We start from the raw sequence: 26,796 nt of genomic DNA on the forward strand, positions 1-26,796 counted from the left end.
CTTCGTTCTTAAAGCGGGTGCAAAAGTACACCCTTTTTTCAATTCCGCAAGTCTTTTTTGAAACTTTTTTTCAAACTTTCTTTCCAAGAAATCCGGTCATCTGTTTAAGAACTTTCGCTCCCCGTTTCTCCCCTTACTGCCCGTGGCAGCTGTGGTGGAAAGCGGCTGCAAAACTACAACCATTTTTGATTCCTGCAAGTACTTTTTGAAAAAAAATTAAACCCTTTTATAAAGGCTCTTCTAACTCGCTATTTGAATGAACGTTCCGCTTGCTTTACTCCTTATCGTTTCTCTCAAACGGGTTGCAAATATAGAATTACTTTTCAATCTAATCCAAACCAAAAAGCAATATTTTTTTCAAGCTTCTCTTACCGCCTCTTATCATCCCGATATAATCCTTTGAAGATTAATCCGGTACTCGAAACAGACAGATCGCCTAATAGTATCGTAATTTGTAAATGAACAGAAAAAAAGAGCTGGGTGCTCTCAATATTCATTGTAGGTGTTTCGCTTAGAAACGGACTTCAAATATAATAAAAAAAGAATGATTAAACCAAACTATTTTTGACTTAAACTCCTGTCTTTCCACTTATTAGACAAAACCGAGTAGTCAAAATCCAGTGCAGAGTCCTGTTTTTCGAGTCTTCCATCGGCAAAAGCACGCTGTAAAATATCTTCAATCAGGTAATCTTCGTGCACCTTGCCCGGATCATAGGTTTCTTTTAAGGAGATCTCAAACATGGTGGCCGTAGTATTGTACCAAAAAGCTCTCCACCCGCTTTTGAGCTCTTTCACCAGATCGAAAGTGGTGGTGCCCGTCTGCCGGTAGATCAGCTTGACCAGAATCTGCCCCTCTGTTCGGGTAAGCTTCTTAAGCTCTTCTGAGAACTGTTCCTCTATATATTGTTGTACCACCCGGGTATACCTTCTTCTTTCAGACTTCCTTTCAATACTGGCCAGCCTGGCATTGAGTTCAGTTAAGCGCTCGGCTGCCAGCTTTGCATAAGGGTACACCTTTAAGGTCTTCCTCCTTAATATATAATAGCGCACCTTCTCATTATAAGAGTCAAACCTCAGTTTCTGAAAAATGATCACAGGCTCCAGTTCCACCTCAGACCGCGGTACCGAATCTCCCTCGAAGAAAAAATAAGGCTTGGTAAGGGTATCCTGAACGGTCACCCGCAAGAGCGTATCCCTTCCGTACGAGCCCGTCGGTTCCTGTGACCTGACGATCCAGGCTGCACCAAGGAACATCACTGCTGCTACGATATTGTTCAGGTTATACTTCATAACGCTCCAAAAATAGAAAAATCAAAAGCCCTCCTTTATTAAATCTATGTGAATATTCTTAATTTCGTGACTCACAAATTCAAACGATTTATGGCGAAAGAAAGTATATTAACTCAAAAATCGATCCAGTTCCTGGAAAAATACCTCAATAATGCTTCCCCCACAGGTTATGAATGGGAAGGACAAAAGATCTGGATGGATTACCTCAAACCCTATGTAGATGACTTTATCACCGATATATATGGAACGGCCGTAGGTGTCATCAATCCTGACGCTCCTTTTAAGGTGGTTATCGAAGGGCATTCTGATGAGATCTCCTGGTATGTGAATTATATTACCGATAACGGGCTGATCTACGTGATCAGAAACGGAGGAAGCGATCACCAGGTAGCTCCATCCAAAGTGGTAAACATTCACACCAAGAATGGCATCGTCAAAGGAGTTTTCGGATGGCCCGCCATTCATACCCGCGATAAGCAGGAAGAAGACGCCCCCAAACCCGACAATATCTTTATCGATATCGGGGCCAAGGATAAAGAGGAAGTGGAGAAAATGGGAGTTCACGTCGGATGCGTGATCACATACCCCGATGAGTTCTTTATTCTCAATAATGACAAATTTGTTTGCCGTGCGATAGATAACCGCGCCGGTGGTTTCATGATCGCTGAAGTAGCCCGCCTGTTGCATGAGAACAAAGTGAAGCTGCCCTTCGGGTTGTATATCACCAATTCAGTTCAGGAAGAGATCGGGCTGCGTGGTGCCGAAATGATCACCCAGACGATCAAACCCAATGTGGCAATAGTGACCGACGTTTGTCATGACACTACCACTCCTATGATCGAAAAGAAAAAACAAGGACATACCGAGATCGGAAAAGGTCCCGTAATTTCCTACGCTCCTGCTGTACAGAATAGACTTCGCGAATTGATACTCGATACGGCTGAGCAGAAAGAAATTCCGTTTCAGCGAATGGCTGCATCCCGAATGACAGGTACCGATACCGACGCATTTGCCTACAGTAACGGAGGGGTGGCATCGGCACTTATATCTCTTCCCCTGCGATACATGCACACCACTGTCGAAACCGTGCATCGCGATGATGTTGAAAACGTGATCAGGCTTATTTACGAAACCCTGCAAAAGATCGACCCTAAAATGAGCTTCAGCTATTTTGACTAATGCCTGAATTCGTAGACATACTCGATCAATACGGCAATCACACCGGAGAAGTGATGCTAAAGTCCCAGGCACACCACCTGGGACTTTTTCATCCCACCGTACATATCTGGGTCTGCAACGACAAGCAGGAAATTCTGCTTCAAAAACGTCATCCGGACAAGATCGCCTATCCGAATCTCTGGGATGTATCAGTTGCGGGACATATCAGTGCAGGTGAAGATCCCGTTGAGGCCGCCGTTCGGGAAGTACAAGAAGAGATTGGCCTGAACCTTTCGGGAAAAAACCTTCAAAAAATAGGAATGATACGGTCTGATGTGAAGCACCATGAGCAATTTCATGACCGCGAATTTCATCATGTCTATCGTTGTCTTTTTAACGACAGCCTTCAAACCCTTACCCTCCAAAGTGAAGAGGTGACCGATGTTCGCTTCCTTCCTCTTTCAGCTTACCTGGAAATGCAAAAAAATGCGCAAGACCATTCCCTGGTGCCTCTCTCACAAACCTACCTGGAGTTATTGGCGAAAGAATTAAACCCCTGAGCTCCAATCAGCGAAATTCATACCTTAGTATTATGAAGAACACTATATCTGCCAGGATAGCCGATTTTTTGAAACGCTACCCTCCTTTCCGTTTTCTGAAACCGGAAGACCTCAATGCCATAGCCGCCGGGGCAGTCGTATTATATAAGGAGAAAGACGTGACCATTTTTGAAGAAGGTGATGACGGGCATGAGCTGTTCTATATCGTACATAAGGGAGCGGTAAACATCACCAAAAAGGAAGACGACCGCCAAAAAGTACTCGATAAATGTGATGAAGGTGATATATTCGGACTCAGGCCTGTTTTTGCCAATGAGTCTTATCAGATCAGTGCCATCACGGCCGAAGAAACCATACTCTACGGGATCTCAGTTGCTGATTTCAAGCCTCTGGTACTTGAAAATAAACAGGTGGGGCAGTTCCTGCTGGAGAGTTTCGCCTCAAATACCAGAAATCCGTATTCGCATGAGCACAAAGGAAAACTCATCGGAGATTTACCCAAGGCAGAAGATTCTCTGGCCATTTTTGAACTTCAGCCGGTCGGAATCACCAAACATGTGATCAGCTGTTCTCCCGATACACAAGTAAGTAAGGCTGCCGGCCTCATGACCCAACACCATATCGGATCGGTCGTGGTTACCCTCGAGGATATTCCAAAGGGAATTCTCACCGACAAAGATTTGAGACAAGCCATTGCTCATGACCGGTTTTCACCCGATCAACCGGTCTCTGAGATCATGACCTCTCCGGTGATATGCTATCCTGAAGGCCTTACCATTGCTCAGGCACAGGTAACCATGATCAAACACGGTATAAGCCACCTGTGTATCACTGAAGACGGCACGCCAAACACCAGGGTTATCGGAATGGTGACCGAACACGATGTGATCGTAAGCCAGGGAAACAACCCGACTGCCCTGATAAAAACCATCAAGCGCGCAGGGAGAACCAAAGACCTTAAAAAGATACGTCATCGCATAACTCATCTGCTGCAGGGTTACCTGGATCATAATATTCCCATGACACATATTTCGAAGGTGATGTTCGAACTCAATGACGCCACCATCAAAAGAGTGATCGAAAGAAGACTTGAAAAGACCACACCCCCGCCCTGTGATTTTGCCTGGCTGTCACTGGGAAGCCAGGGGCGGAAGGAACAAATTCTGACCACCGATCAGGATAATGCCATTATTTTCGCCAACCAGAATGAAAAGGACCTGCCCCGGGTACGTCAATATTTTCTGGATCTGGCAGGAAAGATCAACAAAGACCTTAAAAAGATTGGCTTTGATTACTGCCCGGCAGAAATGATGGCTAAGAACGAACGCTGGTGCCTGAGTCTTGATGAATGGAAAGAACAGTTTACCGAATGGATCAGTAACCCCGGCACAGACGAGATCCTGCTCTGCTCCATCTTTTTTGATTACGATATCACCTATGGTGATGTAAGACTGGTCAATGAGCTTTCAGACCATATACTTAAACTGAGCAATGAGAGTCACCCGTTTCTTAACACCATGGCCATGACGGCACTGCAGAACCCTCCTCCTCTTGGATTTTTCAGGCAGTTTCTGGTCGAATCCAACGGAGAACACAAAGACTTCTTCGATCTTAAAAAACGGGCGATCATGCCTATTACCGATGCAGGCAGGTTATTGCTGCTGCAACATTGGGTTAAGAACATCAACAACACGGCCGACCGCTTCGAGAAGCTGGCCGAACTGGAACCTCAGAACAAAGAGCTTTATCTTTCCTGTTCCTACGCTTCGAAGGCCTTGCAAAAGTTCAGGGCCAAGCAGGGTTTGCTTCATAATGACAGCGGGAGATTCATCGAACTCGAAACCCTGAATAAGGAAGAAAAGATCAAACTGAAACGATGCTTTAAAAGCCTGAGGGAAGTACAGGAACTTATCAAACTTCGGTTCAAAATCACCAACCTGATATGATCGATCTTTTTAAAAGCAAAAAGAACTATCCTGAATACTGGAAGACCTACGAAGCAACCTTCCGGGAAAAGCAGCCCAAATATGTCTCAGACATCCGGTTCGTGGTTTTCGATACCGAAACAACAGGTTTTGATTTCAAGAAAGACCGCATTCTTTCTATTGGGGCTGTCACTGTGAAAAGACAGGAAATTCATATTTCAGATTCCCTGGAAATCTATGTGAAACAGCAACGCTTCAACCCTGAAACAGTGGAAATTCACGGTATTATAAGGAGTGAGAAAGTCACCTTAAATTCTGAAGAGGAAGCGGTTAAAATATTCCTTGAATATATTGGAAATGCCGTACTGGTTGCACATCATGCCCAATTTGATATTCGCATGATGAACGAAATACTCAAGCGGCTGGATCTTCCCCAGCTGAAAAACAAGGTGCTCGATACCGTTAACCTCTACCGGGCAACAAGAATCACCTCCAATCTTATCAATACTCAAAGAAATTACACCCTTGATGAGATCGCTGAGAATCTGGATATTTCAGTAAAAGACCGGCATACGGCAGCAGGAGATGCCATGATCACTGCTATCGCCTTTATGAAGATCATCGGCAGACTGGGGCGAAACGGCTCCCTGAAATTATACGACCTGATGCGGCTTTAAAAAAATAAGCCCGGTGACCCGGGCTTATTCCATTCCAAACAAATTATTGTTAATCGATTTTTTCATCCATGATCTGCCGAACAACCTCAGGATTCAACAGGGTACTGATATCACCCAGATTTGAAGTATCATCTGAGGCGATCTTTCTCAGAATACGTCTCATGATCTTTCCACTCCTGGTTTTCGGCAGCCCCGGCACGAACTGAATCTTATCGAGTTTTGCTATCGGTCCGATGTGTTCCGTGATCTGCTGATTGATCTCTTTCCTGAGATTCGCCCTGTCACGTGTCTCTCCTACTTCCTTCAGGATAATAAAGCCGTACAGCGCATTGCCTTTTACCTCATGAGGAAATCCGACAATGGCAGATTCTGCCACTGCAGGGTGCTCATTGATGGCATCCTCGATCGGTGCAGTACCCAGGTTATGGCCTGAAACGATAACCACATCGTCTACCCGGCCGGTGATACGATAATAGCCAACGGCATCACGCATGGCACCATCTCCCGTAAAATATTTCCCTTTAAATGCCGAGAAATAGGTGTCGCGGTAACGCTCGTGGTTACCCCAGATAGTACGAGCCATAGAGGGCCACGGGAATTTCACACAAAGACGACCACTCACAAGGTTCCCCTTAATCTCTTCCCCTTTCTCATCCATAAGAGCCAGTTGCACCCCGGGTAAGGGCAAAGTAGCATAAGTAGGTATGGTAGGAGTGGCGTACGGGATGGGTGAGATCATGATCCCTCCTGTTTCGGTTTGCCACCAGGTATCTACTATGGGAGCCTGGCCCTTGCCTACATTATCATTATACCAGTGCCATGCCTCTTCGTTTATAGGCTCCCCTACGGTTCCCAACACCTTTAAAGATGAAAGGTCATATTTATTGACATAGTCAAGTTTTTCCTTTGCAAGGGCCCTGATAGCAGTCGGCGCGGTATAGAACTGATTAACTTTATGTTTTTCAACAATTTCCCAGAACCTGCCGAAGTCAGGGTAAGATGGAACCCCCTCAAACATCAGGGTGGTGGCCCCGTTGGCAAGCGGACCGTACACGATATAACTATGGCCGGTGATCCAGCCGATATCGGCGGTACACCAGTATACCTCCTGGTCCTTGTACTGAAATATATTCTTAAAGGTATAAGCTGTATAAACCATATATCCCCCGCAGGTATGGAGCATTCCTTTCGGTGTTCCAGTCGAACCTGAAGTATAGAGAATAAACAGGGGGTCTTCAGCATCCATTACCTCGGGCTGGCACTGGTCATCGGCTTTATCAAGTAATGGCTGCAACCAATGGTCGCGACCTTCCTTCATATCGATATCAGAATTGATCCTTTTGGCCACCAGTACAGACTCAACACATTCACACTTTTCAAGAGCTTCATCCACGATACCTTTAAGGTCGATGGTTTTGCTTCCCCTGTAAGATCCGTCTGAGGTAATCACCATTTTACAGCTGGCATCATTGATACGGGTCGACAGGGCTGTTGAAGAGAAACCGGCAAAAACCACCGAATGAATAGCGCCGATCCGGGCACAGGCCAATACAGAGATGGCGAGCTCAGGTATCATGGGCAGGTAGATGCATACCCTATCTCCCATTTTAATGCCCTTAGATTTCAATACATTGGCAAAACGGTTCACCCGCTGATAAAGTTCCTGGTAGGAAATATGTTGTGCGTCTTCTGCAGGATCATTGGGTTCCCAGAGTATGGCGGTCTTATCGCCCTTGGTGAGCAGGTGACGGTCGATACAGTTCTCAGTGATATTAAGTTTGGCTCCTTCAAACCATTTTACTTCAGGTTTTTCGAAATCCCATTGCAATACCTGGTCCCACTTACGGCGCCAAAGAAAATGCTCTTCTGCGACTTCAGACCAAAAGTTTTCGGGATCCCTGGTCGATTTACGGTAGATCTGGTAATATTCCTCTAAGTTTTTGATGTGGTAGTTACTCATGAAAAATTGTAATGAATGGTTTATCTATTGTGATTTAAGGACAAAAAAATAATTATCAGTCTCATTTCTCTCAATGGTGAAAAACGATTTGATAATCTTCTAACAATATTAAGGAAAATTGTGTATTTAACAACAAAGCCCTGTAAAAACAGGGCTTTTAATGAAATTTTATGAATAATCAGGAGAAATTATTCCTGTAGGTATCGCATCACATTCTGCTCAATACGACTTTTAATGTCTGATACATCGGCTTTTATAAAAGTCTCTCCCGTGATACTTTCATAGAGCTCGATATACCTGTCTGAAACGGTTTCGATATATTCATCGCTCATCTCAGGGATTTCCTGCCCGTCCTTCCCCTGGAATCCATGACTTATAAGCCACTGCCTTACGAATTCCTTTGACAATTGCTTTTGGGCTTCTCCCCTGCTCTGTCTTTCCTCATATCCGTCAGCGTAAAAATAACGCGATGAATCAGGTGTATGAATCTCATCGATTAGCACGATCTTCCCGTCACGGGTCTTCCCGAATTCGTATTTGGTATCTACCAGGATCAATCCTCTTTCAGCAGCTATCTCAGTTCCTCTTTCGAATAGTGCGCGGGTATATTTTTCAAGAACCTTATAGTCTTCCTCAGAAACGATTCCTCTTTCAAGTATCTCTTCCCTGGAAATATCCTCATCATGATCACCCTTGTCGGCTTTGGTTGCCGGGGTGATGATCGGCTCGGGGAATTTATCATTCTCCTTCATTCCTTCAGGCATTGGTACACCACAAAGCATTCTCTTTCCAGCCTTATACTCTCTGGCAGCATGACCAGAGAGATATCCCCTGATCACCATTTCCACCTTAAAAGGATCGCACTTCTCTCCTACCGCTACATTAGGATCAGGAGTGGCTTCCAGCCAGTTGGGTACTATATCTTCTGTGGCCTTCATCATTTTGGTAGCGATCTGGTTCAGAATCTGCCCCTTGTAAGGTATTCCTTTAGGCATGATCACATCAAAAGCCGAAAGTCGGTCGGTGGCGATCATTAAAAGCCTGTCGTCTTTAAGGGTATATACTTCCCGAACCTTGCCTTTATAGACATCTTTCTGTCCCGGAAAACTAAAATCGGTTGAAATGATGGTATTCTTCATAGAACTCATAAGGTGGATATTTGTCGCACAAAGATAGATTTATTCTTGAACTCACACTACTTTTTGAATCTTCCGGCAGCCAGCCTGATTCCTTTGTAAATAACAAGCCTGTACAACAGAAAAGCCCCTGAAAAGACCAGCACTGAAAGGGAGTTAAAACGGAAGTTCAGTTCGGCATGAGGCCAGAAGATCATATTCAGTAACGGACCACTTACCCAAATGTGAATAAGTATCGCTCCCAACAACCCGGCCAATTCACATAAGGGTGCGTAACCTTTAATGAATCTTTTTAACACCTGGCTGAGCCCGATCATCACGAAAAGCAGAACGAGTAGCGACGTAAAGGTGAACATCAGCCACTGCATGGGATGGGCTGCAAATAAGGAACCCGGTCGGTTTGTATGCTCGAAATAATCAAACAGGGTATACAGGCTGAGTAAAACTGCCAGCCACAAATATGGGTTGTTTCCCTTAAACCACTTCATACCCCCCGGAATAATAATCAGGTGTTATTATGCTCAATCTCCTTGTAGGCAGAGATGATCTCTTTAACGAGTCGGTGTCGAATCACATCTTTATCATCGAGATACAGTATCCCGATACCGGGTACATCTTTCAATACGAGTATCGCTTCTTTGAGACCGCTTATAACCCTTCTCGGCAGATCGATCTGTCCCGGATCACCGGTGATCATGAACTTCGCGTTCTTCCCCATACGGGTTAAGAACATTTTCATCTGGGCATGAGTGGTATTCTGCGCCTCGTCGAGAATAACGAAGGCGTTATCAAGGGTACGACCTCTCATGAAGGCCATGGGAGCGATCTGAATAATTCCGTTCTCGATGTAATTTGCCAGTTTCTCTGCCGGAATCATATCGCGCAAGGCGTCGTACAACGGCTGCATGTATGGATCGAGCTTTTCTTTCAGATCACCGGGTAGAAACCCGAGATTTTCACCCGCTTCCACAGCAGGCCTGGTGAGTATTATTCTGCGCACCTGTTTTTCTTTGAGCGCCTTTACTGCCAGGGCCACCCCGGTATAGGTTTTACCCGTACCTGCCGGACCGATGGCAAAGACCATATCGTTCTTGCGCATCAGGTCAACCAGTTTTTGCTGGTTCGCTGTCTGTGCCTTGATCAGCCTCCCGCTAACGCCATGTACCAGGATCTCACCGCTGGGGCTGTTCTCTTCGTAATCACGGCGGCTGTCACTGGAAAGTATACGCTCTATGGTATGCTCATCCAACTTGTTGTATTTTCCAAAGTGCGTCACAAGCATGTCCAGACGTTTGTCGAATTCTTCAAGCATCTCTTCATCTCCGTAGGCCTTTATTTTATTACCACGGGCTACGATCTTAAGCTTGGGAAAATACTTCTTCAGCAGATCGATGTTGATATTCTGGGCACCGAAGAAATCCTTCGGGCTGATCTCGGTAAGTTCGACTATGATTTCGTTCAAAAGCTTTTGGTTTTAGAGGGTCAGTATTCAGCGGTATAAAAAATCACCTCACTAAAGAGAATATAGTATTCTTTTTATTAGGTTTGTGTCAGGCAGGAACCTGATAAATCAGGAGCGCCTTTCAACAAACTTAAGCAAAAAAACATTTTAATAAATTAAAAAAACATCAACAATTTATCAATGGCAATAATTACGCTGACTACAGATTTTGGCGATCGTGATCATTTTGTAGGAGCCATCAAAGGCGTGATTTACAGCGAGATCGAAAACGCGATTGTCATTGACATTTCACATAAGGTGAGCCCTTTCAATATAGCCGAGGCCGCCTACATTCTCAAAAATGCCTACAAGAGTTTTCCCGAAGGAAGTATTCACATTATCGGGGTTGATTCTGAACTCACCCCGGAGAACCGGCATATAGCCGTAACCATCGATGGTCGTCACTTTATTGGCGCCGATAACGGTATCATTTCATTCCTGGCGGAAGAGATCAAGCCTGAAAAAATGGTAGAGATCAATATTCATGATCGAATCGAAAGTGTCTTTCCCGTGTTAGACGTATTTGTGAAGGTCGCTGCCCACATTACCCGCGGAGGAACCCTCGAAGTGATCGGCAAACCCCTCGATCGTCTTAAAAGCATGACCGGTCTGAAGCCTACCGCCAATACCAGAGAAACCCAGATTTCAGGTAATGTGATCTATATCGATAATTACGGGAACGTGATCACCAATATAAGCCGTAACTTTTTCAATAAATACCGCAAGGGGCGTGCCTTTGAAGTACAAGCCAGAAATCATCGGTTTACTGCCATATATGACAAGTACAGCGACGCCATAAATTTCAATATCGAAAAATCGAAACGGGATGATGATGGAAAGAAACTGGCGATTTTCAATTCGTCAGGACTTCTCGAGATCGCCATCTATAAAAGTAACCTGGAAACCGTGGGAGGAGCCTCCAGCCTCCTGGGGTTATCTTACAGGGACACCATAAATGTAAACTTTCTGTAATGCTGACCAGAATTGTAAAAATGGGATTTAAAGAAGAACATCTCGACGATTTCCTTGAGAATTTTAATCGTAATAAAAAGGTGATCCGGAATTTTCCCGGCTGTCACCACCTGGAGCTCTACCGGGACAAAAGAGAGCCTAACTGTTATTTCACTTACAGCAAGTGGGAAGACGAAGAGGCTCTGAACACCTACCGGCATTCAGAAGTTTTTAAAGAAATCTGGGGGCTTACTAAAACCTGGTTCGATCGCAAGCCCCTCGCTTGGAGCCTTGAGAATATCGAATCACTACCCTAAACAGCACAATATGTTACCAATAGTTAAACGAGAGATCAGCAGTTTTTTCAGCAGCCCCATGGCTTACCTCGTCATCGGGATCTTTTTGCTGCTGAACGGACTCTTCCTTTGGGTCTTTAAAGGGCCTTACAATATTATAGACAATGGCTTTGCCGATCTGAGTCCGTTTTTTCAGCTGGCACCCCTTATATTACTATTCCTGGTTCCGGCTATCACCATGAAGAGTCTTTCCGAAGAAATCAAAATGGGCACCATGGAATTATTACTCACCAAACCCATCGGAACCTTCCGGGTGGTGATGGAAAAATTCACCGGGTCCCTTTTGCTGGTGATTATCGCTATCATTCCCACTTTCCTTTACGTCTATTCGGTATCTTCCCTGGGGAATCCACCGGGAAACCTGGATATGGGAGCCGTTGTAGGATCTTACCTGGGCTTGCTGTTACTGGCCGCTGCTTACACCGCTATAGGAATCTTCACCTCTGCCCTGACCGATAATCAGATCATTGCCTTTATCGCGGCAGTACTGCTCTGTTTTGCTTTTTATTTCGGATTCGACGGACTGGCAGATCTCAGTACTTTATTGACACCGGTAGAATTTCTGAGCCTTAAATTTCATTATGACAGTTTAAGTCGTGGTGTCTTGTACCTTTCTGACCTGGTATATTTTGCAGGAATAACCGGTTTGTTCCTTTATCTAACCCAATTAAAGCTAGCCCGATAGATCATGAAACGAAGCCCGCAGCATACCTGGATAAAAATACTTTCAGCCCTGATTGTGACCGGCCTTATCACCTGGGCTGCCAATCTGTTTTCCTACCGGATCGATTTTACAGAGAACGATCGTTTTACCCTGAGCGAGGCCGCTGTTCAGACAGCGGAAAACCTGGATCAACCCGTGATCATCGATGTATTTCTCGATGGAGATCTGCCTTCTGAGTTCAGAAGACTTCGCAGTGAAACAAGACAGATACTTAAGGAATATGCCGCAGCGAACGATCATGTGAAACACAACTTCATCGACCCCCTGGAGGAAGATGAAAACCAGAATAATACAGTAGAAGCTCTGCAGCAACTGGGCCTGACACCTGCCTCGGTCACTATTGAAGACGGGAACAGGGTATCTCAGGAACTGGTCTTCCCTTGGGCGATCGCCAACCAGGGTAACCGAACAGTTCGTATTCCCCTGTTGAAAAATAAGCTCGGGGCCTCTACCGAGGAACGGGTAAACAGTTCGGTGCAACAACTGGAATATGTATTTGCCGATGCTTTTAAAAAACTGTCTGTTGAAAACAAAAAGAAGATAGCTGTGCTCAAGGGCAACGGGGAGATGGATGATATTCTCATGGCCGACTTCCTGAGAAACCTGCAGGAATATTACCAGATAGCTCCTTTCACGCTGGATTCGGTAGCAAATAATCCGGAAGGAACCCTGGAGCAACTCAGACGTTTTGATATGGCACTGATCGCCAAACCCACAGAGCGTTTTTCGGAGGAAGAAAAGTTCGTGCTTGATCAGTATACCATGAACGGTGGTAAATCGCTTTGGCTTATCGACCAGGTGAATATGGAACTCGACAGCCTGTTTTCCAATCAGGGGCGCTCACTGGCTCTCGCCAGAGACCTGAATCTGAACGATATGTTCTTTCGCTATGGGCTGCGTATCAACCCGGAGCTGATTGCCGACCTCTACTTTACCCAGATCGTCCTGGCCACGGGAGAAGGCAGAAATGCGCAATACAACCCGGCACCGTGGATCTATGCCCCAATGGTACTCTCTAAGAACAATCATCCGATAAACAATAATACAGAAGGGGTACGACTGCGCTTTGCCAACCCTATCGACACCCTTGATAACGGCATTCAAAAGACCGTATTACTGCAGTCTTCTCCCCTGTCGAAAACCATCGGAACCCCAACCGAGATCGAGCTCGATATCGTGAACCGGCAACCCGACCGCGAGACCTTTAATGAAGGGAATCAACCATTGGCCGTTTTACTGGAAGGATCCCTTACCTCTACCTATCAGAACAGGGTTTTGCCATTTGAACTAAAAGATTTTAAGAAAGAAGGTATTGATACCCGCCTAATCGTTGTGGCCGACGGAGATATTATCAGGAATGACTTACAAAACGGGCAGCCACTGGAATTGGGGTATGATAAGTGGACCAATAATTTCTACGGAAACAAGGAATTTCTGATGAACAGCGTTAATTACCTGCTTGACGACAACGGACTTATTAACATTCGTTCCAAGGAAGTGGAGCTTGCATTTCTGGACCGTCAGCGTGCGGTAGCTGAACGAAGTCGCTGGCAATTAGTAAACATAGGCCTTCCCATAGCAGTGATCCTGCTGTTCGGATGGATTTTCAGCCTGCTGAAAAAGAGAAAATACACTGCATAAATGTTCATAAGTTATTTTCTGTAAAAATATCAATTAGGATATCTTTGTAGATGATAGAAAAATTTCAATATTGATGAAGTTTATTGTTTCAAGTTCTTATTTATTAAAGCAACTACAAGTACTGGGCGGGGTTATCAACAACAGCAACACCCTCCCTATTTTAGATAATTTCCTGTTCGAGTTAAATCAATCCAAACTGACCGTATCGGCTTCTGACCTGGAAACCACCATGAGCTCAGTGCTGGAGGTTGAGTCTGAATCTGAAGGAAGCATTGCTGTACCGGCCAAACTATTGCTGGATACGCTGAAGACCTTCCCGGAACAACCACTGACCTTTGTCGTGGAAGACAACAATACGGTTGAGATCAGCTCGAATTACGGAAAATATGCCCTCGCTTATGCAGACGGGGCTGAATTCCCTAACGCCATTGAACTGGCTGATCCGAGTTCCACCACCATTATGGGTGATATTCTGGCTACGGCCATCAGCAAGACTATCTTTGCTTCAGGTAACGATGATCTTCGTCCGGTTATGAGCGGGGTATTCTTTCAGTTCTCTCCCGAGAACCTGACATTTGTGGCTACCGATGCTCATAAACTGGTAAAATATCAGAGAGCTGACGTAAGTGCTTCTGAAGTGGCTGAATTCATCATGCCCAAGAAACCACTCAATTTGCTTAAAGGTATACTGGCCGGGAATGAAAGCGATGTCACCATCGAATACAATGAGAGCAATGCCAAGTTCACCTTTGACAATGTGGAGCTGGTATGTCGCCTGATCGACGGAAAGTATCCGAATTATGAGGCAGTCATTCCGAAAGAGAATCCGAACAAACTCAATATCGACCGCACCCAGTTACTGGGATCGGTACGAAGGGTGTCTATTTTCTCGAATAAGACCACTCACCAGATCCGACTGAAAATCGCCGGTGCAGAATTGAATATCTCTGCAGAAGACCTCGATTACAGCAATAAGGCAGAAGAAAGGCTCACCTGTGACTACCAGGGAGATGATATACAGATCGGTTTTAATTCCCGTTTCCTGATGGAGATGCTGAATAACCTGTCTTCTGATAACATCACCCTCGAAATGAGTCTGCCAAACCGTGCAGGGATTTTGACTCCTGCCGACGGACTTGATGAAGGCGAGCAGATCACCATGCTGGTGATGCCGGTTATGCTCAACAGCTAAGACCCTGATAAAATATTACAAGGTAACCCCGTTTTAAGTGTTAATTTAAGGCGGGGTTATTCTTTTTTAGTATCTATCAGGCTATAAATCGTATGGTAAGCGGGTAATAAGGTTCTTCCCCATTGGTAGCCTTGATGGCGTTCACTATCGGAAAGATGAATACCAGTATCCCGATGGCGATCAGAAATAAGATGCCCACCCCCAATAACAATATCAAAGGAATGCTTATCAGCGTATAGATCAGCATACTGATCTGAAAATTTACTATGGTCTTTCCATGCTCATCCATTTGCAGCACCTTGTCTTTATTGGTCAGCCAGAGTATCAGCGGTACGATCAGTCCGCCAAAACCGGTGACCAGGTCCAGCAACTGACTCAAATGGGTAAACATCAGTAATTGTCTGTCTTCTCTCATCATGTGATTTTATAGTTGTGGTTATTGATATGACGCAATTGTATTGAAAATGTTACATGGGGTATGAGGGTATGGGGGTATGGGGGTATGGGGGTATGGAGTTATGATAGATTGTAGATTGTGGATTGTAGATTGTGGATTGTGGATTGTGGATTGTGGATTGTAAATGTAAGCATCACCATTGAGCCCCAAACACTCCTAGGGGAATTAAAATGAATTAAATATCGAAGAAGACTTAGGGTCAGGTAAGATTCTTCTCAGCTTCTTTGCTCCTTAGCTCCTTAGCTCCTTAACCCCTTTACCGGAAATATATCGTCTTTGCGAATCTTGCTGAGCAAGATAAAGCAATCTTTTGATTCGGGATTAAGGCTCTCATTTGGGTTATGAAGGTATGGAGGTATGGGGGTATGGGGGTATGATAGATTGTAGATTGTAGATTGTAGATTGTGGATTGTGGATTGTGGATTGTGGATTGTGGATTGTAAATGTAGGCATCACTATAGAGCCCCAAACACTCCGAGGAGAATTAAAATGAATTAAATATCGAAGAAGAGTTAGGGTCAGGTAAGATCCTTCTCAGCTTCCTTGCTCCTTAGCTCCTTAGCTCCTTAACTCCTTAGCTCCTTAACTCCTTAGCTCCTTAACTCCTTAGCTCCTTAGCTCCTTAGCTCCTTTGCCGGAAATATATCGTCTTTGCGAATCTTGCCCCGCAAGATGAAGCAATCTTTTGATTCGGAAGTAAGCTCTCATTTGGGTTATGGAGGTATGAAGGTATGGGATGATGAGGATTAGAGTATGTCAGGCTATACCTACCCGCCTCTACCTGCTTACCTGCTTACCTGCTTACCTCTTTACCTCCCCTGCCTGGGTATGAGGTGAAGGAGTTCAGGAAGGGAACTTTATAAATAAGGACGATACTATTATCAGCCCCGTCATCCCGAGAAGATTTAATTCAGCACATAAATAATTTTATTTACCTGAATTTCAGTAATTTAAAAGCTTAAAACTAAATAAAATGCTAAGAAATATCACCTTTTTGATTCTTGCCCTGATTTTTTCTTTTTCCTGTAAAACCGACACATCAAATTCAGAAACCTCAGATTCAACCGCATCTGCTGAAGATTCTGTAGCTATTGCCAGCAATCCCTTAAAAGAGGTCTACTGGGGAGACACCCATCAACATACCGGAAATTCTTTCGACGTCTACTTGTTTGGGACGCCCAACTCCACCCCGGAGATCGCCTATCGTTTCGCCCGGGGAGAAGAAGTAACCAGTCCGACCACAGGAGAAACCTGGCAACTTTCTAAGCCACTCGATTTTATTGTCATAGCTGATCATGCTGAGTTATTGGGATCCATCGCTCTGATGTATCAAAATACACCAGGCATTGCTGATACCAAGACGGGAAGGAAATTCCTCGAGATCTCTCCGCAACCGAAGGAAGAAGGTATGCAGGAGCTCTATGACATATTAAACTTCGCGGCCTTTGACCAGGAGAATGTCGCCGGTCTGACCAGTGAGGATTTAATCCGGGATTTTGGCGGGGAGAAAGTAACTGATGCGTGGATGGAAAATATCGAAGCAGCTGAAAAATTTAATGAACCCGGAAAATTCACCGCCCTTATCGGTTGGGAATGGAGCTCCAACAGAAATGCTGCCAACCTGCATCGCATTGTATTTATGCCTCAGGGGTCAGAGGTAGCAAAGCAATTTATACCATACAGTGCTTTAGATAGTGATGATCCGGAAGATTTATGGACTTGGCTGGATGAAACCAGTACACGTACCGGAGCAGAATTTGTTGCCATTCCTCACAATCCTAATATTAGTTTGGGACTTATGTTTCCGGAAATCCGTTTGAACGGTGAGCCGGTTGATGAAGCCTATGCGAAGAAAAGAATGAAATGGGAGCCGGCAGTTGAGATTACCCAGATCAAAGGAGATTCAGAAACCCATCCGGCATTATCTCCTAACGATGAGTTCGCAGATTTTGAAACCTATGATTTTGCTCTTACGCCAGATGGCACCAGGCCTGATCCAACACTTGCTGATTATGTAAGAACGGGTTTAATGCGCGGTCTGGAATTAAAAACCCAGTTGGGTTCTAACCCATATAAGATGGGTCTTATCGGTAGCAGTGATTCCCATACCGGAATGTCTGCGATCGAAGAAAGCAATTTTGCAGGAAAGGGACAGCACGATGCCAAACCGGAACAACGCTCTCATCCTACCGGGATCGGATCTTCAAAGGGCTGGGATATGGGAGCTGCTGGATGGGTAGGTGTCTGGGCAGAATCCAATACGCGACAAAGCCTGGCAGATGCCTTCAAAAGGAAGGAGGTATATGCCACCACCGGACCAAGAATAACACTGCGGTTTTTCGGAGGGTTTAATTTTACCGAGGCAGATATCAGCAGTGATAACATGGTTGAGAAAGGTTATGAGAAGGGCGTCCCTATGGGGGGCGACTTGATGAACGAAGATGATAAAGCACCCGGATTTATGATCGCCGCCATGAAAGATCCTGACGGAGCAAATCTTGACAGAATACAAGTTATTAAGGGATGGGTTGATCAAAACGGCAATTCTCAGGAAAAGGTCTATGATGTCGCTTTATCAGGTGATCGAACTGACGGAAGCCAGCCCGTTGGAAATACGGTTGATCTGGAAACCGGAAAATATACCAACAGCATTGGAGATGCCGAGCTAACCACAATGTGGACAGATCCGGACTTCGATGCAGAACAACATGCCTTTTATTATGTCAGGGTGCTTGAAATTCCAACACCAAGATACTCTCTTTTGGACGCTATCGAACTGGGTATCGATGTAAAGGAAACGAACCATCCGGCAACCATACAGGAAAGGGTTTATTCATCTCCGATTTGGTATACCCCTGGTGAATAATTAAAGAAGGCTTTACGACCTTTAATTGGTTATGGGGTTATGTGGGTATGAAGGTATGGAGTTATGATAGATTGGGGATTGTAGATTGTGGATTGTAGATTGTAGATTGTAGATTATAAATGTAGGCATCACCATAGAACCCCAAACACTCCGAGGAGAATTAAACTGAATTATATATCTAAGATAGACTTAGGGTTAGGTAATATCCGGCTTCGCTTCTTTGCTCCTTAACTCCTTCGCCGGAAATATACCGTATTTGCGAATCTTGCTCAGCAAGATGAAGCAATCTTTTGATTCGGGATTAAGGCTCTCATTTGGGTTATGGAGTTATGAAGGTATGGAGGTATGGGATGATGAGGGTTAAAGTATGCCAGGCTATACCTACCCACCTACCCACCTACCTACTTACCTATTTACCTGTTTACCTATTTGCCCATTCGCTCCTTAGCTCCTTAGCTCCTTAGCTCCTTAGCTCCTTAGCTCCTTAGCAAAAAAAACGACCCCCGGTTTTGCCAGGAGTCGTTCATCATTTTGAAAATTAATTCAATTACCAATTCTCAATTTCACGTTTGATCTCTTCACGGGTCTTCCCTGTCTTTTCCTGAAGCTTACCCATCATTTCGTCAAATTGACCTTCTGCATAGGTAACATCATCGTCGGTCAGCTTACCGTATTTCTGTTTAAACTCACCTTTGATTTGTTTCCATTTTCCTTCTAATTGATCTTCGTTCATAATCTCTGTTTTTAAAGGTTACTATTTACGGTTAATTTTAATTCTGTTTTCACGGGTTTGATCGTATTCATTCATTACCCCGACGCTTTCAAAAACTTTATTGAAAGCCTGTCGCTGATGAAGTCTGCAGCTATGGGTACTAATCATCAGATACTACCTGCTACCTGCTCCTTCTTTATCCCATATCACTTATCATTTACCCTTTATCACTTCCAGCTTCCGACTGTTCTTCGGGGCGTGAAACGTTCGCATCAAGCCTGTTCGTAAAGTCGATAGTACGAATAGGGAACGGAATGGTGATTCCGTGTTCATCGAAGGCTTTCTTAATAGCTATGATCGCTTTACCTCGTGCTTTCAGGACTTCAAGACCCGAAGTGGAATTAATCCAGAAGCGGGTTTCAAAATTGATCGAACTGTCAGCAAACTCTGTGTAGAAGAAAATAATATCGGTTTTTCTTTCCACAGCTTCAAAGTTCGACGTTATGGTTTCCAACACCAGGTCTCTTACTTTCTCCAGATCTGAATCATAGTGTACTCCACAATTGAGTATCACTCTTGATTGGGCCGTCAGAGAGTAATTTTTAATGGGATTTTCGATCACCATTTTATTCGGGATCGACACCATGTTATTATCGATCTGTTTCAGGGTGGTAAAGCGAAGATCGATATCGGTCACCTCTCCGGTATACCCGTTTGTTTCCACCCAGTCTCCTATTGTCAGGTTGTCAACGAAAGACAGAACGATACCCGAAAAACTGTTGGTCAGGGTTCCCTGAAGGGCCAGACCTACCGCCAGACCTGCCACCCCGGCACCTGCCAGGAGTGAGGTAAGTACTTTGTTGAGATTCAGTATCCCCAGCGCCAGGAAAAGTCCTAAAAGGATCGTGGCTATGGAGACCAGTCGTGAAAGTACACTTTTAATACTGTGCTGCATACTGCTGCGGCGCAGCAAACGCATCATCAGGCGGTCGATGTATCGGGAAACGAAGAAAGCTGCCGAAAATACCAGCAAAGCCAGTACAATATTCGGAAGGTTCACGACCAGTTTATCCAGCCATGAACCCAGTTCCTTCAGCATTTTATCCCATGCTTCGTGTAATCTTTCCTTCATCAGGAACTATTAGGATACTGAAGATTTCTTTAACCCCTCTGAGGTCTTCATTCTCCAGGCATCCAGCATCCAGGATGTTTTTTCTAATTCTCTGATATATTCACCGATAAGGTCAATGGTACCTTCGTCTTTACCATCATCTGCCACTTCAACGATATGTCTCATCTGTTTCAGTAACTTCCCGTGATCTTCCAAAAGAATATCGATCATTTCAGTATCAGAAAGGTCACTGCTCGACTCCTCCAGGTTCGACAGATCCAAATATTTGGAAAGGTTGCTGACCGGCTGACTTCTAAGGGTCAGGATGCGTTCTGCCACCTCGTCGATCTTCAGTTTGGTATCGTCATACAACTCTTCGAATTTTTCATGTAAATCGAAAAAGTTCTTCCCGAAGATGTTCCAGTGAAAATTTCTGAGTTTTTGGTAGTAGACATGGTAATCAGCTAATAGTACATTTAGCTCATAAACGGTTTTCTCTGTCTTGTCTTTATCTAAATTCAAATAGTTCATCTTTAATTATTTAGTTTCTTCTAAATTACGTTTTACCCTGCGGAAAGCAAAACTTTTAACAAGGTTTAACTCACCAACGGCAAATATTTTAACAGTATTTTTCTTTCAAAAATAGTTGTCAAAGGATTCGTATTTTTGGGGCAAAGTAATCCCTATGAAAATTCAGGATACCATTGTCGCCCTTGCCACGCCTTCAGGTGCCGGAGCCATTGCCGTTATACGTCTTTCAGGGAAAGACGCCCTGGCGATCGCATCGGGATGTTTCCGTTCGGTCAGGGGAAAGAAGCTCGCTGAGCAGCCCACCCATACCATTCACCTGGGCCATATAATGGATGGGGAAAAAACGCTTGACGAGGTTTTGGTATCTGTATTTAAAAATCCGAATTCATATACCGGGGAAGATGTGGTGGAAATCTCCTGTCACGGCTCACCCTTCATACAACAGGAGATCATTCAGCTGATGCTGCGGAAAGGCTGCCGAATGGCCGATGCCGGGGAGTTTACCCTGAGAGCCTTTCTGAATGGAAAGCTGGACCTGAGCCAGGCTGAAGCCGTAGCCGATCTTATTGCCAGCGACAACGAAGCCTCGCACCAGGTAGCCATGCAGCAAATGCGCGGAGGGTTCAGCAACGAGATTGCCAAACTCAGGGAAGAACTGATGAATTTTGCCTCCCTGATCGAACTGGAGCTGGATTTCTCTGAAGAGGATGTGGAGTTTGCCGACCGTACGGCCTTTATGAACCTGATCGAACGTATCGAGAATGTACTGAAGCGGCTGATCGATTCCTTCGCCACCGGAAACGTGATCAAAAAAGGAATTCCCGTCGCTATCGTCGGAGAACCTAATGTGGGGAAGTCCACCCTATTGAACGCCTTGCTGAATGAAGAGCGGGCCATTGTTAGTGAGATCGCCGGTACCACCCGCGATACGGTCGAAGACGAGATCAGCATCGGGGGTGTCGGATTCCGTTTTATAGATACAGCCGGAATACGGGAAACCCAGGACGTGGTCGAAAGCATCGGGATCAAACGTACTTTCGAGAAGATCGAGAATGCCCAGGTGGTGATCTATCTCTTCGACAGTTCAGGGCTTCGACAAGCTCAGCCCGATGGTCGACAAGCTCAGCCTGATAGCCAACAGGCTCAGGCTGACAAAACCGGTGGAGGCCGCAGCCTGAAACAGATCACGACAGAACTGGAACGCATCAAAAATAAATACCCGCAGAAACAACTTATCATCGTAGCCAATAAGGCCGATCAGATCGACACCGGGTTGCAGCAGCAGATCAAAAAAGACCTGCCACAAGTGCTCTTCCTCTCTGCCAAAACCGGAGAAGGAGTTGAAAAGCTTACCGCTCACCTTTTGGAATTCGTCAATACAGGGGCCCTCAGGAACAACGAAACCATCGTGACCAACAGCCGCCATTACAATGCCCTGCTGAAAGCCCTGCAAGAGATCGAGAAAGTGAAGTTCGGGCTCGGGGAAGGACTATCAGGAGACCTCCTGGCTATCGATATCAGACAGGCACTTTATCACTTCGGAGAGATCACCGGTGAGATCACCAGTGATGACCTGTTGGGAAATATCTTTGCAAATTTCTGTATCGGAAAGTAAATACCCTACCCCCATCATAAATATGGTTTGATTACCATCAAAATATATTTGGGGTCCCCATATAATTCGCCCTGAACTCAGTTGGGGTACAGCCCTGTTTTTCCTTGAATCTCCGGTTGAAATTAGAAATATTGTTAAACCCGCAATCAAAACAAATTTCAGAAACGCTTTCATTGGATTCAATAAGCTTTCTGGTGGCGTATCTCAACCTGAACTCATTCACCAATTCGGTAAAGGTCTTTCCTGTGCTTTTTTTTATCAGCCGACTAAAGGAGATTTCCGTCATATTTATATGGTCTGCAGCATCCTCAACCTTAATCTTTTGCCGGTAATTATCTTTGATAAAACTGTACATTTTTTCAATACGTTCGCTATTGTGAAAATCATTTGGATCACCAACAGAATAATTCGTTAAGGTTTTTTTATCCCTGGAAACCGCCAAGTCATAGAGCAGGGACTGAAATTCGATAAAATTGTCAAAACCGCTCTTTTTACTTAACGAGTATAACTTTGATTCTACAGCTAATATCGTTTCCTTCGAAAACAGTATACCATGCCTGGAGGCTTTAAACAATTCCTTGATTGGCTTTAATATGTTCTTGTTTAAAAAAAAAGAATCAAATAAATCTTTGGGAAATTGAATCGTGATCTCGTGCAAGGTACGGGAGGTATCATTATTAAAATTTTCCCATCCGTGATATACATTCGGCCCTATCATCACCAATTCATAGTCGTCGATTTCTCCTATATGGTCACCGACAATTCTCTTCGCTCCCTTGGCATTGTGAATAAAGTTTATCTCATATTCAGGGTGAAAATGAATCGGAAAGGTGAAGTCGTTTCGATTTCTGTCGAATACTAAAAAACAATCATCTTCTTTAAGAGGGGTGATTTCTCTATGTATAACCATTATGATCGTAGGATTAAATTGATAAACAACCTATTACAACAAGTTTTATCGGATAAATTCCTTCATTTTGATTGATGTAATAGTACATTCATTTTAAGTAAAAACCGTATGCTTTAAATTAACCGAAATATCTGATATATTAACATCTTTAAAATAAACACTAAAGATTTAACAAATATATACATTCTAATTTATTGATTTCTAATGTATATAAATTTTTATTGCTATAAATGAAAAGAGCTATTTAACAGAACAAATAATGATAATGATAAAATAGTATTACCAATCGATGTAATAATATTTAATTAAAGTGGTTGGAGCACATAATTTAGAAGTCTGAAATATTAGTACATAATCGCCGGTAAAATTGGGCTTTATTAGTCAAGATTTCTGGCATTATATAGAGTATACAACTAAACCTATAATTATGACAAACCACTTTCGCTCTATTTTAATCACCTTACTACTTACGCCAATTTGGACATTACTGGCGCAAGAAAAAATGGTTAGTGGTACCGTAACTGACAAAAGTAACGTGCCGATACCAGGTGTCTCCATTGTAGTTCAGGGAACTAATAATGGAACTTCCACCGACTTCGATGGAAATTTCTCTCTTACCATGTCTGAAGATCAAAATGTCTTGATCTTTTCTTATGTCGGTTTTAAAACAAAGGAAATTGAGGTTGGAGACCGTTCTGTTGTAAACGTTGAATTACAACCAGATATGGTTGGCCTCGACGAGGTCGTTGTAATCGGATACGGTGCGGCAAAGAAAAGTGACCTGACAGGTGCCGTCTCCTCAGTATCCGGAGACGATCTTGTACAAATCGCTTCAAACAGGCCGGTTGAAGCAATACAGGGAAGGGTTGCCGGTGTTACTATTAATAAATCCTCCGGCCGTCCCGGCGCGGGAATGAAGGTCCGGATCAGAGGTGTGGGTAGTACAAACAATTCAGACCCTTTATATGTTGTTGACGGCGTACCTATGGGAAATGACATTGAATTCCTGGCACCCGAAGACATAGAAAGCATTGAGATATTAAAAGATGCTTCATCTACCGCTATTTATGGAAATAAAGGAGCTAACGGTGTGATTATCGTAACCACCAAAAGTGGCCAGGCCTCTACAGAGCCGGAATTTTCTTTTAATACGTATTATGGTATTGCAGAAACACCCAACAGAGTAGATTTATTAAACGCAAGCCAACATGGCCAATTAATACTGGAGGCAGCTGATAATGATGGGCAATCACTACCAACAAACCTGGAAAGTCGTATCAACTTCGCCATCGCAGAAAACGCGGAAGGAACAGATTGGCAAAAAGAGATTTTCAGGCAAGGCCAGCAAAAAAACTACAATTTAAGCGTAAGAGGCGGAATTTCAAGTGGTAATAATACCGACAGGAAGTTAATCTATTCCTTGAGCGGAACTATTTTTGACGAGGAGGGTATTGTAGAAAATACCGCCTTTAAAAAGTACATCTTTAATACAAAGACCGAATACTATTTTAATAAAAATGTGAACGGGGGAATTCAGATCAATTTGTTCAGCAACGAATTCGGCAACTTCCCGGAAGGTCTTTACAACGGACCCATTCCATTAGCATTAACAGCCAGTCCTCTGGATAGCCCAAGGAATTCTGAAGGTGAATTCATTCCGATGATGACGGCCTTTGGCAACAATCCGGCACTGGTCGTAGATCAATTAAAATACGCAGATAACAGGGTTAATTCCTATATGTTTCGCTCTTGGTTAGATATTGACATCACAGAAGGTTTAAACTTCACAACGACTTACCAGGTCTCCAACGGTGCTATTCACAATAAGAATTACAGCCCGGCCTATTATTTGAATGAAAATTTCAATCGGCCGGAAAGTCAATTATACGAACAAAGGGGAGACTTTTACAGTTGGACCTGGATCAATTTATTAAACTATAACCAGACCTTTAATGATGTGCATCGGGTTATGGCTACTTTGGGTCATGAGTCAAATTACAACAAAACCGGAGGGTTCAGTGCTACAGGAATTGATGTTCCCGAAACGGAATATTTACGGTATTTAAATCTTGCCAATTCTTTTAATGAACGAGTGAACGCTTACCAGGGGCAATTTGGCACAGAGTCTTTTTTCGCCAGGGGCTTCTATTCATTTAATGATAAATATATGCTTACGGCAACCGTGAGGTATGATGGTACCAGTAAATTCTCCGGTGAGAATAAATGGGGGGTGTTCCCTTCCTTTGGAACATCATGGAGAGCAGGTCAGGAAGAGTTCATTCAAAATCTTAATCTATTCTCAGCCTTAAAGTTCAGAGCCGGCTGGGGTCGTGTGGGTAACCAGGCCAGTGCTCAGGCAGGGTCTGATGTTGCTAACATAGGTACTTATTCCATGCAATACGTTTTTAACGATGAGCAATATCAGGGGGGCACAACAACAAATATCCCTACTCCTGACTTAAGATGGGAAGTTATCGAAACCTTAAACTTAGGGGCTGACATGGGTTTTCTGGATGGAGACCTCAGTATTACAGCAGATTATTTTATTAAAGACACCAAAGACATGATCACGAGGGTCGCCCTTCCCGGTTATTTTCCAAAAGACAGACCGAACGCCAATATTGGAACAATGAACAATAAGGGGTTTGAATTTGCTGCGAATTATGGTAACAACATTGGCGATTTTTACTTCAACGTGGGCGCCAACGTCACTTTTATCGACAATGAAATCACAAAATTGAATTCAGATCAGGATGCGTTCATTGATGGAGGTTTTATTGATAAACTCGGCTTCACCACAAGAACAGAAGCAGGAAGGGAAATTGCCTATTTCTATGGATATAGAACCGACGGCATTTTCCGTAGTCAGGAAGAAGTAGACGCCTATGCCGGCTTACAACCAAATGCACAGATTGGTGATGTGCGATTCGTAGACGTCAATAACAATGGCACCATCGAAGCTGACGACAGAACCTACCTGGGTTCAGGTCAGGCCGATTATTTCTACGGGTTTGTTTTCGATGTAGAATACAAGGGAATAGATCTTTCAGCTAATTTCTTTGGGGTTGAAGGTGCCGAAATCGTCAATGGAATGAGTTTAAGATTACTGGACGTCAATGATTATTACAATGCCTACGAAGACAGGTTAGGTCGTTTCCATCCGGAAAACAATCCAACCGGCACTCAGCCAAGAGTCACACTTTCAGACGCGAATAACAATCTGCGCTTTTCTGACCGATATGTTGAAGACGGTTCCTTCCTAAGGTTGAAGAACCTCCAGATTGGATATACCATCCCTTCAAAACTCATAAGCGGATCGGGTATTGAGCGATTACGATTCTACGTATCAGGACAGAACCTGCTAACCTTTACCGACTACAGAGGGTATGACCCTGAAATTGGTGATTTGACACAAGATGCAGAAAATGATGTCAGAAGCCTGGGAATCGGAGTAGATCTGGGGAATTACCCACAACCCAAACTATACTATTGGGGAGTAAACATTAATTTTTAAAAAAATCAG

Annotated in this window: 23 protein-coding genes; 13 read left to right on the top strand and 10 right to left on the bottom strand. The window is 44.1% G+C overall.

The window, feature by feature from the left end; genetic code table 11:
* Positions 1-209, top strand: a 209-nt coding sequence (locus tag K7R10_RS14865) for a hypothetical protein (protein WP_224485526.1), incomplete at its 5' end; no start/stop codon positions are given.
* Between the two features lie 349 nt (positions 210-558).
* Here K7R10_RS14865 and K7R10_RS14870 read toward each other — a convergent pair.
* Positions 559-1,290, bottom strand: a complete 732-nt coding sequence (locus tag K7R10_RS14870) for a DUF4294 domain-containing protein (RefSeq protein WP_224485527.1) — start codon at positions 1,288-1,290, stop codon at positions 559-561.
* A gap of 90 nt (positions 1,291-1,380) precedes the next feature.
* Between K7R10_RS14870 and K7R10_RS14875 the strand changes: the two genes are divergently transcribed.
* From K7R10_RS14875 to K7R10_RS14890, 4 genes are read left to right on the top strand one after another with little or no spacing between them, the layout of a single operon-like run.
* Complete coding sequence (locus tag K7R10_RS14875) at positions 1,381-2,469, top strand: M42 family metallopeptidase (protein WP_224485528.1); 1,089 nt, start codon at positions 1,381-1,383, stop codon at positions 2,467-2,469.
* Positions 2,469-3,008 carry an NUDIX hydrolase gene (locus K7R10_RS14880; RefSeq protein ID WP_224485529.1) on the top strand — a complete coding sequence of 180 codons (540 nt, stop codon included), beginning with the start codon at positions 2,469-2,471 and terminating at the stop codon, positions 3,006-3,008. The genes K7R10_RS14875 and K7R10_RS14880 overlap by 1 nt, the downstream gene beginning before the upstream one ends.
* 32 nt (positions 3,009-3,040) lie before the next feature.
* Entirely contained in the window at positions 3,041-4,954 is a 1,914-nt protein-coding gene (locus K7R10_RS14885) for a DUF294 nucleotidyltransferase-like domain-containing protein (RefSeq protein WP_224485530.1), read from the top strand.
* Positions 4,951-5,610, top strand: coding sequence for a 3'-5' exonuclease (locus tag K7R10_RS14890; RefSeq protein WP_224485531.1), 660 nt, complete (start codon positions 4,951-4,953; stop codon positions 5,608-5,610). The genes K7R10_RS14885 and K7R10_RS14890 overlap by 4 nt, the downstream gene beginning before the upstream one ends.
* Positions 5,611-5,659: 49 nt before the next feature.
* On the opposite strand, the gene acs is transcribed toward K7R10_RS14890, so the two are convergent.
* The 4 genes from acs to K7R10_RS14910 all read right to left on the bottom strand — a co-directional run bounded on the left by acs (position 5,660) and on the right by K7R10_RS14910 (position 10,168).
* Positions 5,660-7,570 carry an acetate--CoA ligase gene (gene acs, locus K7R10_RS14895; protein ID WP_224485532.1) on the bottom strand — a complete coding sequence of 637 codons (1,911 nt, stop codon included), beginning with the start codon at positions 7,568-7,570 and terminating at the stop codon, positions 5,660-5,662.
* A gap of 188 nt (positions 7,571-7,758) precedes the next feature.
* The gene (locus K7R10_RS14900; protein ID WP_224485580.1) at positions 7,759-8,709 is read right to left on the bottom strand and encodes a phosphoribosylaminoimidazolesuccinocarboxamide synthase; all 951 of its coding nucleotides are present in this window, start codon (positions 8,707-8,709) and stop codon (positions 7,759-7,761) included.
* A gap of 56 nt (positions 8,710-8,765) precedes the next feature.
* Positions 8,766-9,194, bottom strand: coding sequence for a hypothetical protein (locus K7R10_RS14905; protein ID WP_224485533.1), 429 nt, complete (start codon positions 9,192-9,194; stop codon positions 8,766-8,768).
* Between the two features lie 17 nt (positions 9,195-9,211).
* Positions 9,212-10,168, bottom strand: coding sequence for a PhoH family protein (locus K7R10_RS14910; protein WP_224485534.1), 957 nt, complete (start codon positions 10,166-10,168; stop codon positions 9,212-9,214).
* Between the two features lie 180 nt (positions 10,169-10,348).
* On the opposite strand from K7R10_RS14910, the gene K7R10_RS14915 reads away from it, so the two are divergent.
* The 5 genes from K7R10_RS14915 to dnaN all read left to right on the top strand — a co-directional run bounded on the left by K7R10_RS14915 (position 10,349) and on the right by dnaN (position 15,071).
* Positions 10,349-11,179 carry an SAM hydrolase/SAM-dependent halogenase family protein gene (locus tag K7R10_RS14915; RefSeq protein WP_224485535.1) on the top strand — a complete coding sequence of 277 codons (831 nt, stop codon included), beginning with the start codon at positions 10,349-10,351 and terminating at the stop codon, positions 11,177-11,179.
* Positions 11,179-11,475, top strand: coding sequence for a putative quinol monooxygenase (locus K7R10_RS14920; protein ID WP_224485536.1), 297 nt, complete (start codon positions 11,179-11,181; stop codon positions 11,473-11,475). The genes K7R10_RS14915 and K7R10_RS14920 overlap by 1 nt, the downstream gene beginning before the upstream one ends.
* 10 nt (positions 11,476-11,485) lie before the next feature.
* Entirely contained in the window at positions 11,486-12,199 is a 714-nt protein-coding gene (gene gldF / locus K7R10_RS14925; RefSeq protein ID WP_224485537.1) for a gliding motility-associated ABC transporter permease subunit GldF, read from the top strand.
* Between the two features lie 3 nt (positions 12,200-12,202).
* The gene (gene gldG, locus K7R10_RS14930) at positions 12,203-13,879 is read left to right on the top strand and encodes a gliding motility-associated ABC transporter substrate-binding protein GldG (RefSeq protein WP_224485538.1); all 1,677 of its coding nucleotides are present in this window, start codon (positions 12,203-12,205) and stop codon (positions 13,877-13,879) included.
* Positions 13,880-13,952: 73 nt separating this feature from the next.
* Positions 13,953-15,071 carry a DNA polymerase III subunit beta gene (gene dnaN / locus K7R10_RS14935; RefSeq protein WP_224485539.1) on the top strand — a complete coding sequence of 373 codons (1,119 nt, stop codon included), beginning with the start codon at positions 13,953-13,955 and terminating at the stop codon, positions 15,069-15,071.
* A 76-nt stretch (positions 15,072-15,147) separates the two neighbouring features.
* Here the strand turns inward: dnaN and K7R10_RS14940 are convergent, their stop codons facing one another.
* On the bottom strand, positions 15,148-15,486 hold the full coding sequence (locus K7R10_RS14940) for a DUF4870 domain-containing protein (RefSeq protein WP_224485581.1): 339 nt from the start codon (positions 15,484-15,486) through the stop codon (positions 15,148-15,150).
* A gap of 1,015 nt (positions 15,487-16,501) precedes the next feature.
* Here K7R10_RS14940 and K7R10_RS14945 point away from each other — a divergent pair.
* Complete coding sequence (locus K7R10_RS14945) at positions 16,502-18,394, top strand: DUF3604 domain-containing protein (RefSeq protein WP_224485540.1); 1,893 nt, start codon at positions 16,502-16,504, stop codon at positions 18,392-18,394.
* Positions 18,395-18,941: 547 nt separating this feature from the next.
* On the opposite strand, the gene K7R10_RS14950 is transcribed toward K7R10_RS14945, so the two are convergent.
* The 3 genes from K7R10_RS14950 to K7R10_RS14960 form a co-directional block, all read right to left on the bottom strand.
* The gene (locus K7R10_RS14950; protein WP_224485541.1) at positions 18,942-19,127 is read right to left on the bottom strand and encodes a CsbD family protein; all 186 of its coding nucleotides are present in this window, start codon (positions 19,125-19,127) and stop codon (positions 18,942-18,944) included.
* A gap of 196 nt (positions 19,128-19,323) precedes the next feature.
* The gene (locus tag K7R10_RS14955) at positions 19,324-20,238 is read right to left on the bottom strand and encodes a mechanosensitive ion channel family protein (protein ID WP_224485542.1); all 915 of its coding nucleotides are present in this window, start codon (positions 20,236-20,238) and stop codon (positions 19,324-19,326) included.
* A 9-nt stretch (positions 20,239-20,247) separates the two neighbouring features.
* Complete coding sequence (locus tag K7R10_RS14960) at positions 20,248-20,748, bottom strand: Dps family protein (RefSeq protein ID WP_224485543.1); 501 nt, start codon at positions 20,746-20,748, stop codon at positions 20,248-20,250.
* Between the two features lie 154 nt (positions 20,749-20,902).
* Here K7R10_RS14960 and mnmE point away from each other — a divergent pair, with 154 nt between their 5' ends.
* On the top strand, positions 20,903-22,363 hold the full coding sequence (gene mnmE, locus K7R10_RS14965; protein WP_224485544.1) for a tRNA uridine-5-carboxymethylaminomethyl(34) synthesis GTPase MnmE: 1,461 nt from the start codon (positions 20,903-20,905) through the stop codon (positions 22,361-22,363).
* Between the two features lie 37 nt (positions 22,364-22,400).
* Here mnmE and K7R10_RS14970 read toward each other — a convergent pair whose 3' ends face one another.
* A complete protein-coding gene (locus tag K7R10_RS14970) occupies positions 22,401-23,273 on the bottom strand; it encodes an AraC family transcriptional regulator (protein WP_224485545.1) in 873 nt (290 codons plus the stop codon).
* A gap of 427 nt (positions 23,274-23,700) precedes the next feature.
* Between K7R10_RS14970 and K7R10_RS14975 the strand changes: the two genes are divergently transcribed.
* Complete coding sequence (locus K7R10_RS14975; RefSeq protein ID WP_224485546.1) at positions 23,701-26,787, top strand: SusC/RagA family TonB-linked outer membrane protein; 3,087 nt, start codon at positions 23,701-23,703, stop codon at positions 26,785-26,787.
* Positions 26,788-26,796: the final 9 nt, after the last annotated feature.

It is taken from the genome of Robertkochia aurantiaca (genome assembly GCF_020166495.1).
GTDB classification, from domain to species: Bacteria; Bacteroidota; Bacteroidia; order Flavobacteriales; family Flavobacteriaceae; genus Robertkochia; species Robertkochia aurantiaca.

Bases quoted from the DNA above. Each gene is read 5' to 3' on its own strand.
- K7R10_RS14885 (WP_224485530.1), top strand. From the start codon at position 3,041: ATGAAGAACACTATATCTGCCAGGATAGCCGATTTTTTGAAACGCTAC.
- mnmE (WP_224485544.1), top strand. From the start codon at position 20,903: ATGAAAATTCAGGATACCATTGTCGCCCTTGCCACGCCTTCAGGTGCC.
- K7R10_RS14955 (WP_224485542.1), bottom strand. From the start codon at position 20,238: ATGAAGGAAAGATTACACGAAGCATGGGATAAAATGCTGAAGGAACTG.
- K7R10_RS14975 (WP_224485546.1), top strand. From the start codon at position 23,701: ATGACAAACCACTTTCGCTCTATTTTAATCACCTTACTACTTACGCCA.
- K7R10_RS14940 (WP_224485581.1), bottom strand. From the start codon at position 15,486: ATGAGAGAAGACAGACAATTACTGATGTTTACCCATTTGAGTCAGTTG.
- K7R10_RS14905 (WP_224485533.1), bottom strand. From the start codon at position 9,194: ATGAAGTGGTTTAAGGGAAACAACCCATATTTGTGGCTGGCAGTTTTA.
- gldG (WP_224485538.1), top strand. From the start codon at position 12,203: ATGAAACGAAGCCCGCAGCATACCTGGATAAAAATACTTTCAGCCCTG.
- K7R10_RS14960 (WP_224485543.1), bottom strand. From the start codon at position 20,748: ATGAACTATTTGAATTTAGATAAAGACAAGACAGAGAAAACCGTTTAT.
- K7R10_RS14945 (WP_224485540.1), top strand. From the start codon at position 16,502: ATGCTAAGAAATATCACCTTTTTGATTCTTGCCCTGATTTTTTCTTTT.
- K7R10_RS14890 (WP_224485531.1), top strand. From the start codon at position 4,951: ATGATCGATCTTTTTAAAAGCAAAAAGAACTATCCTGAATACTGGAAG.
- K7R10_RS14875 (WP_224485528.1), top strand. From the start codon at position 1,381: ATGGCGAAAGAAAGTATATTAACTCAAAAATCGATCCAGTTCCTGGAA.
- K7R10_RS14870 (WP_224485527.1), bottom strand. From the start codon at position 1,290: ATGAAGTATAACCTGAACAATATCGTAGCAGCAGTGATGTTCCTTGGT.
- acs (WP_224485532.1), bottom strand. From the start codon at position 7,570: ATGAGTAACTACCACATCAAAAACTTAGAGGAATATTACCAGATCTAC.
- gldF (WP_224485537.1), top strand. From the start codon at position 11,486: ATGTTACCAATAGTTAAACGAGAGATCAGCAGTTTTTTCAGCAGCCCC.
- K7R10_RS14880 (WP_224485529.1), top strand. From the start codon at position 2,469: ATGCCTGAATTCGTAGACATACTCGATCAATACGGCAATCACACCGGA.
- K7R10_RS14920 (WP_224485536.1), top strand. From the start codon at position 11,179: ATGCTGACCAGAATTGTAAAAATGGGATTTAAAGAAGAACATCTCGAC.
- dnaN (WP_224485539.1), top strand. From the start codon at position 13,953: ATGAAGTTTATTGTTTCAAGTTCTTATTTATTAAAGCAACTACAAGTA.
- K7R10_RS14950 (WP_224485541.1), bottom strand. From the start codon at position 19,127: ATGAACGAAGATCAATTAGAAGGAAAATGGAAACAAATCAAAGGTGAG.
- K7R10_RS14915 (WP_224485535.1), top strand. From the start codon at position 10,349: ATGGCAATAATTACGCTGACTACAGATTTTGGCGATCGTGATCATTTT.
- K7R10_RS14900 (WP_224485580.1), bottom strand. From the start codon at position 8,709: ATGAAGAATACCATCATTTCAACCGATTTTAGTTTTCCGGGACAGAAA.
- K7R10_RS14970 (WP_224485545.1), bottom strand. From the start codon at position 23,273: ATGGTTATACATAGAGAAATCACCCCTCTTAAAGAAGATGATTGTTTT.